This window comes from Phaeodactylibacter sp. (assembly GCF_040219495.1).
GTDB lineage: Bacteria > Bacteroidota > Bacteroidia > Chitinophagales > Saprospiraceae > Phaeodactylibacter.
Genome location: NZ_JAVJSK010000146.1, coordinates 40,944 through 46,943, shown reverse-complemented (window position 1 = coordinate 46,943; position 6,000 = coordinate 40,944). Strand labels below are relative to the sequence as shown.

Genomic DNA, 6,000 nt, shown 5'->3' with positions numbered 1-6,000 from the left:
CTCGCAGCCGTTCGCGTCTGTCACCGTTACGGTGTACGTGCCTGCAACCAGGTTGTCTATATTCTGGGTGGAGGCGCCGTTGCTCCAGTCATACGTGTATGGCATCGTGCCGCCGCTTACCGTCAAGTTGGCTGAGCCCGTGTTGGCGCCGAAGCAGTCTACGTCTTCGCCGGTGATGCCCAGTACCAGGTCCGCTGGCTCTGCGACAGTAGCCGCCTCTGTGGCTTCGCAACCGTTCGCGTCCGTCACCGTCACGCTGTAGTTGCCCGCAGGGACATCTGTCAAGTCTTTAGTGGAGGCGCTGTTGCTCCATTCGTAGGTGAAGGGGGCTGTGCCGCCATCTACAGTCAGGCTCACGCTGCCGGTGGGGGCGCCGAAGCAGTCCGCGTCTGTAGCGCTGATGCTCAGGGAAGGGCCGCCGATGTTATTGATCGTTACACTGCCTTCATTCTGGCAGCCGTTCGCGTCGGTTACCGTTACCGTGTACGTACCCGCAGAAAGGTCTTCAATCAGGGCTGTCGTTGCTCCTGTACTCCACTCATAATTAAATGGTGCGTTGCCGCTAGCTGCGGCTTCAGCGCTACCATTCGTTGCTCCACAGGTTGCATCGGTACCATTGACCGTCAGGGAAGGCGGATCATTAACGGTTACAGTCGCTGTAGCTACATCAGCACAGCCGTTTGCATCGGTTACGGTCAGGGTATAGGTTGTTGTCTCAACCGGTGTAACAGTAATCTGAGCGCTTGTCGCACCGGTGCTCCATTGGTACATGTAGCCAGGCGCGCCTGCTGTAGCATTTGCGAACAACTCGACAGATTCGCCAACGCAAATTTCGAGACAGCCGCTTGCCAGTTCTTCCGGCAGCGTAGCTCCGGAGAGGTTGATATTGAAGTCGCCCATAGCACCTGCAATCAAAGCAGGGCCGGAAGCCGGCTGACTATTGATTTGGAGATCTAGCCATCCGGATGCACCAAATTTGCTGGCATCATTCAGGTTGGCACCTGTACCGACCTGGAAAGCAGGGCCCTGTCGGGTGAAAGAGACCTGAGCACCGGCAAGGTCGCCGGCACCAGCCATGTTGCCCTTGGTCACGGTGTAGTAGTACCAGTCGCTGTTGTCCAAATTACCTACACACTGTGTATTCTCCTTCGGGCTATTGGAAGGGGTGGTGTAGGTCCGACCAGCAAATACAACGTTGATATTGAAAATAAGGTTAGCATCACCATTATTGACGGCAGTAGCACTCATAACAGCTGTACCATTGGAATACTCCTTGAAGTCGGTATCGCTGATGGTCCAATGCTTTTGTCCGGTCCAGTTGTTGAGCATGTTGCCGGTGTAGAAACCGTAAACCAATGACTGGCAGGTTTTGCTGCTGTTGGATGCGGTGCGGTGGACCACGGGGTCGTCGACGCACTCAATATTAGCCAATGGGCCGGTGGTGGTGCCTACTTCGACCTGACCTGTGGCTGTGCAGCCGAAAGCATCTGTGACCGTTACGGTGTAAATGCCTGCAGACAGACTGGAGACCGAGCTCGTTCCCGCTCCGTTATTCCACTCATAAGTGTAAGGAGCAGTACCACCGGAAGGATCAGCAGAAGCCGTACCGGTGTTGTTATTGCAACCGGTGTCCGTACTGAACATAGCTACGCTGACATCACAGTCAGGGAAGTTATTCGTTACCGTTGCTTCAATATACATCCCCTTAGTCAATACAAAGGTATTGCCATTAATGGTTTGGTAAACCGGGTAGTTGGGATCATTGGGGTCTTCGACTGCACCAATTTGAATATTGTAATCAACGCTCTGAGCACCTTGGTCATTTGTTTCGTTGATGGTATAGGTAATACCGCCCGGATAAGGCACGCCGCTGTTTGGCAGGCCGGTAAATAATGGAGTAGGGCCGTAAGCCAACTGCCCTGGCAATATGATTTTAGCGGAGGTTTCTCCGGCTTCAAGCATTACGGTTGCCACAACATCTCCATTTTCATCTACCACTTCAACCGTATATTCCACACCACCAGGAACGGCTTGGCCTTCAACTACTTTGGAAATAAATAGCTCACCTTTACAAGGCTCCTGATTAAGGGCCTTGGTGGTACTTTGCTCTCCACAGCCGTAAGGGGTCCACTTGATGGTAACGGAGTTTACATCCGGTACAGGGAAGAAATATTCGCTATTGGCCGGGATAGTGTAGGTTTCCTGCAAGCCTCCGGAATAGTACACGTCAAAGTCGATATCAAAGTCATTTTCGTTGCGCGTGCGCATTACGTGTGTACCGTTGATATCGCCATCCTGCCAGCACATGGAAGTGAGGCTCAGCTGAGGTGCAGGAGTGACTGTAACCATGACTTCATCGGTATCCGAACAACCATTAGCGTCCGTTACTGTGACGGTGTAGGTCTGATTGGATACCGGGGAGACGGTTTGGCTCGCTCCTGTACCTAAACCATTGCTCCATTCAAAAGTATATACACCGGTGCCCCCACTGGCTGAAGCAAGTAGTTGAACATCACCTCCGGTGCAGACACTGACGTCTGCTCCGGCCATTGCTTCCAATCCGCTAATAATAGTCACCTGATAGTCTTCTACCTCACCATCATCTGAAGCATCGCCAGAATTACAAAAATCACCGGTCGGTCCTTCATTAGGATCGCTGGTGATAATGAAACGGGCGAAAGTGGCACCACAGGCTGCATCGGAAGGTACGGTAAAGGTGAAAGATTCAGAGCCGGTAGTGGTATTATTGAATGCGCCCTGCTTGAAGTCGTCGATAACTTTTTCGCTGGCATCGAACGTACCGTTTTGGTTAAAATCGATCCAGGCAGAGATGTAAGAGTCATTATCATTAGTCGACCAGGTAACGGTAACTGACTCTGAAGCGCCCGCTGTCAATCCGGAAGGATTAGTAAAGGTAACGCCGTCATCATCATTATTGCCATCGTTATCATCGCCATCAGCGTTAGCGCTACTCTGGAAATTGTCGTCGCTGTCCACCGTTGCGCCCAGGCGGGTCGGGTTGGCATCGTCGATGTAGTAGCAGATGCTGCCGTAGGAATCTGGTGCGTCTCCATAGTCGGCGACTAGTGGTTCCGGGCAAATTACATCTACATAAGTTAATCCGGCAATCACCCAGGACTGGCCACAGCCACTTCCATTGGGATTTTGACTGCTGCGGGTATCTACTTCAATCTCCACCGAGGAAGCAGAACCGGGCACATCCTGTAGGTTGATGACCGGAGCGCCCTGACAGCACTCACCATCTGGCCCGAAGATTGTTGTTGAAGCCGTGACGCCACCTGCGGTCGCTCTGATGGTCAGGAATCGCCCGTCGTCAGTAAGTTCAGAAATGGGTAGCAAAACCGATAAATCCCTGGACTGATCGTCAGTAGGGATATTAATGGAGAAAGTCTGAAGATCGCAGTATCCGCTCAGTTCGGTAAACGCTCCGGAAGAAGCCCGCTTAATCGTCGTATTTCTGAAGGCGTATGCGGTGAGTGACTGTAAGCCATTTTGATTGCCGCAGCCGCTAGTTTCTGTATTATGGCTAACGGAGCCAACGGGAGCTGCAATTAGCCCTCTGTAAACGTAAACGTTTGAGCTGGTACCCGAGATATCGACCTGTGGGAGCGAATAGTTCGTCCCTCCAGCTGTAACCACTACTGTACTTCCCGGGTATTGATTTTTATACACCACTTCAACCACGGTTTGGAACGCGCCGGCGGTATTGTTAATCACCACTTCTGCATCAGGGTTATCAGCGCAATTTGCACCACTACCGTAGAAATCGATAATCACACTGTCATCACATCCGTACGCCCAATTGTCGGGGGCAGGAGTAGTGGGCACCGGTGGTGTCCCCCCGGGGAAGATAGAAAAAGAAATGGTCTGTTCTGCACAGAGTACTCCACCTGCATTTGGCAGAGAGTACACCTTGATATTAACTGTATAATTACCTGCGCCCGGGTTCCAAAGATTTGAACCGCCCGGAGCGTTATAAGGCGCGGAGTTTTCAGTATTGGTATTGCTATCATCACCGGATATGGTAAACTTCACACTACCAACAAGGCCGCTCAATTCTGCTTCCAGGCGGAAGTTATTAGGTAGGGCATTCAGGTCAAGCTGTGCACCATCGGTAATTTCTAATACGTTATTATCACCGTTATCATCATTCACAAACAACCCATCAATGGTCGCAACACAGGCACAGCTGTTCACAATGAACGGCTGAATGTTGCTGTTATCGGGAATGTAGACTTCCATTTGGCTATCGATACCGCCTTGCACTGTATTCACAGCACTCTGTGCAGCCTGGCAGAGGTTGTTGCAATTGTTGCGCCCACTTGAGAAGTGCCAGATGGCATTATTAATATCTGATTTGGAATACCCCTGAGCCGGGCCATTGCACATGATCCAGTTAATGCGTTCTGCATCTAGTTCTGATATACCAAGATTGCTGACCAGTCCTGTCTCCTTTGTGAAGAGGACATCACCATAATCGTAGCCGTTGTTAGGAGTAGGCTCTGAAAGCTGATGATCACCACAGTACACGTCCTCTTCCTGCCCAATTTCACAGTTGGCGTTCACATAACCGATGCAGCCCAGGTAGTCATCATCCAGATACATATAACTTTGAGCGGTGATATTGCTCCCATTAATATTTATGGTCTGCATTTCACAGTTTTGGTGCGGGAAATCGCCCCCACTGCAGGTGTTAGTCCGCATGCTTGCCGGCAGGCAGGCGTGTTCTACAAGGAAATACTGCTCCAAAAAGGCAGAAGCGCAGTCGTCTTGTTCTCTTATAACCTGCAGCCCTTTAAAGCCGGCAGGTACTATATCCTGAATCAGGATAGTACCGTTTGAAGCCGAAAGGCCCTGGTATTCGTATGTTGTTTTATCCTGAGTAAGGACAACAGTATACGTTGCACCACGTTCATCATTCTGGATCTGAATACTCACCTTCCCATCCTGATTGCCACAAGCCGTCTCCTGTGCGGTTGAAACCCCAAGAATAACCGGCTGTTCACAATTGACAGAAGGCGAAAACGAGCTAAGCCCGTCATTAAGCTCCTGTGCTACAGCAAGGTTTAGTGAAGAAAAGAGCAGCAGCAATTGCAGCCCGAGTGAATTCGAGAAGCCCCTGAATACAGACGAATTAACGCTCAGTACTGGCTCCTGATTTGTGCAAAGTGATTTGTTAATGTAAGACATGGTGCAATGAATTAGTGTGAACAACTGGTAGCTCAAGGTTACCTAATGACTTCCTAAACTCTGGGTGTTATCTCATCCTGCATTGTGTGCAAGCTGCAACAGACCTAATGCTCTGAGTGCTTGTCTCTATGCACTAAATTATAAGGCTTGTCAAGGTCAAAATGACTTGACAAAGCAAACAATGCCTTAAGACGAGCAGTGCTCATCTATAGGGAATTATCACAAAGCATTTAACAGGAAAGGAGGTCAAAAAAAGTTTCAATAGCAGCAGGGAACAAATTATGGCTCGAAAAATGGGGAAACTTTGAAATCCATGTATGTAGTGCCTGCTTAGGCTGACCTCAGAATGGTTTTAGTGTTGTGTTTGTGTTAGTATATCGCTAAATGCTTTACAATAAAAATCCTCAAGGGAGGCTACCTTCTATCAGTGATAAGCTATTCGTCAACAGTGGAGAATAGAATAACTGATGCAAGGGCTTCACTTTCGGAAACCGTAACGTTTAAAGGGGAATCATTTTAATGGTAAGGAGGGACAGTTTCCTGTCTCGGTACAAATGTAAGAGAGTTTTTTGTGATCGCAAAAAGAAAGGAACATAAAATACAACTACCGTGACAGTAATACGCCGTCTTTTTGGTTAAAAAAAATTCTATAACTTCATGGTAACCATATATATAACACCAATAAAATGGTTTTCAATTGTTACATAAACACGGTACCATCAAGCGCTCTTTTTAGGTCTATACTTAAAAAAACAGGCTTTACAGCTTGGCTGTATGGGGTTTATCCCT

At 49.1% G+C, this 6,000-nt stretch carries 1 protein-coding gene; it reads right to left on the bottom strand.

The features are described from left to right. The coding region (locus RIC19_RS23705; RefSeq protein ID WP_350180871.1) for an SP85-like N-terminal domain-containing protein at positions 1–5,211 on the bottom strand (5,211 nt) is incomplete at its 3' end. Between the last annotated feature and the right edge of the window lie 789 nt (positions 5,212–6,000).